At 37.9% G+C, this 2,483-nt stretch carries 1 protein-coding gene and 1 tRNA gene; one reads left to right on the forward strand and one right to left on the reverse strand.

Going from position 1 to position 2,483, the window contains the following annotated elements:
* Positions 1–35: 35 nt before the first annotated feature.
* Entirely contained in the window at positions 36–1,382 is a 1,347-nt protein-coding gene (locus tag AC04NP_RS30375) for a site-specific integrase (protein WP_482863888.1), read from the reverse strand.
* A gap of 139 nt (positions 1,383–1,521) precedes the next feature.
* Here AC04NP_RS30375 and AC04NP_RS30380 point away from each other — a divergent pair.
* Positions 1,522–1,610 (forward strand) — tRNA-Gln (locus AC04NP_RS30380).
* The last annotated feature ends 873 nt before the right edge of the window (positions 1,611–2,483 follow it).

Below are 2,483 nucleotides of genomic sequence, written 5' to 3' on the forward strand. Positions count from 1 at the left end.
GAAACGTCATCGCTTTTCCGGATCCCTTAAGCATTTTAAAGATTTGCGCTGCCGTTTTTAACAGCAGGTTTCGATTTACTGAAGACCACATCAGCAGCCTCGTCCAGAACCTTTTTATCGAATTGATCAAGATACGCTTCCGTAGTAACTGCACTTGTGTGCCCCATCATTTCGCCAATTTTGGTTTTAGATAAACCTTTGAAAAGCGCCGTTGTTGCGAACGTATGTCTAGCCACGTAGGTGGTAAGGTTTACGTTAATATCAACATCCTTTGCAATTTTTTTCAGTCTCTTATTATGATTGTCCGCCCTTTGTTTGTAGGTTTTTTGAATAACTTCACTGTCGCCACAGTGTATGACATCTTCCAATATTGGAAAAATCAGATCATTCTTTTTCTTCTTCCCTGCGCTATAATAATTCAGAATACACTTTGCTTCATCTATTAACTTAATATTGAATGCCTTTACATTTTCTCCCCTCCTGGTTTTCCTTCTCTCATAGATAATTCTATCCTTATTCAAATTCTCCATTCTAAGGTGTGCCAAGTCCATGAAATTCATACCTCGTAAGTAGAACATGAAAAGGAAATAGTTTCTATGATGCCAACTTGCAGAACCTTCTTTATACTTGTATTGGACGATTTTCTGCATATCGTCCAGATCCATTGCTCGTTTATTACCTTTACCTTTTTTAACTGTATAGCCTCTACGTCCGAACGGATACTGATCGAGTATAAGTTCTGAATCGTTATCATCAATAGCTAAGTTAAATAACCTCCTGATCTGTCTTAAATGCACTGCCAACCCACCAATTCCATTGTCTCTACTTAACCAGTCAGCCTCCAGATCTTCAAGAAATGTTTTATCAATATCTGACATTAAAAGATCGTCCCTTCCATGATAATTAATTACGGCAGTTACCGCATCTTCAAATGCAATGGCGTACTTATTCCTTTTGGCCTTCTTAAGTCTAGCAACCACCTTTTCGCAATATTCTTTGAGTTTGGTTTGTTGTGATTGGAAAGCAGCAGCAGTGATAGAATTTTTGGTCTCAAGTTCTTCTTTTATCTTAAATTCTATGAGTTGAGCGACTTGGTACACATCCATATTTTTGAGTACCGGTTTAGTAAGTTCCGTAAGCGTTTCTTCAGCGATAGCCCATTTCCTTGAAATCTTGGCATTCGCTCTACCCGAATTTGTGTAACTCCTGGTAACTCTTTCCTTATTTTCATCCCACTCTCTCTCTTTCAAATTATACCCCATTTGGACATTCTTCCATACACCTCTATGTGACACTTTTATTACCAGGGGATAAGTAATTTCGGATTTGATTTTACCTTTTGGCTTGTAGGACATGTCCAGCTTTAATTTTATAGTTGCCATACCTTTTACAATTAGTATGTGGTTCTTTACGCACATACCTTGATAAAGGTTCTAACGTTTTTCTAACGTTTTTTGTGTTATTTAAAGGTTTTTAAGAGCTTCTAATGTAATCGATATGAATTATAAATTACTAATAATCAGTATTTTAAAGGTTATTTGGGCTTGTTATAAAACGTTTGGCATCCTGATTTTGGTTCAGGAGGTCGTGGGTTCGAGTCCCATCTTCCACCCTTGATAATCAAGCAGATACATAAAGTAGCTGCTCTTTTTATTTTCTATTGCGTGCTTCTTGCGTGCTTTTCTTCACTTCGAAAAGTGACTATATAGCCTTTGAGGGCGGTTTTTATCAATTCTCTTTGGTGGTTGCATACTTGCGTGTTCTTAAATATAAATTCAACTGTTAAATGTTGGGTTTAAGAAACTTGCTTTAGTTATTGATATTATTCAATATTAATAGTAACGGTATTTTCGAAACTGTAGCAAAAGATGTTTGTGATTGCTGGTAATCAAACGAAACGAGCAGTAATCGTGTAGACGGCTGACGACCAGATGACCGTCAGTTCGCCTCACACACCACCAAGCGTACTCGCGACATGAAGTCGCCTATATATATGTTTCACAGGTTATATACCTGTAAGAAACTAGATGTTCCACCATCTGACCCTACCCAGGCACTTTAATAGGGTGAAGCCCTGGGGAAACAAAAACGAAGTTCTGGCTCGTGTAGCCTTTAGAACGGCTACTGCTTCGGGACACGACTCCCGCACATAAGGGACTTTCACCCTCTGGAATAATTTGGTGTCTTAGATACCAGATGCCCATGCTGGACACACACAGACACTAAAATGAATATGCGAAATAAGCTATATGATATGACAGTGCGAATGGGAAACCTCAATGCTTCTAGCAACTGATGCGCATACTCATTTTAGCTGGGCGTTAGCGTGAATTATTAGTAACTATGAAGTTATTGTTTTTGATATTGATTATACTCCACCTTTATTCTATGATCAGGCTTTCCAGCTTCTTTTGATAAAGTACTGGTGAAAGACTTTTGATATTTTTTTCCTATCACAAAAGAGATTTAATCCTATCTAAGTA

This window comes from Agaribacillus sp. DX54, from assembly GCF_056858335.1.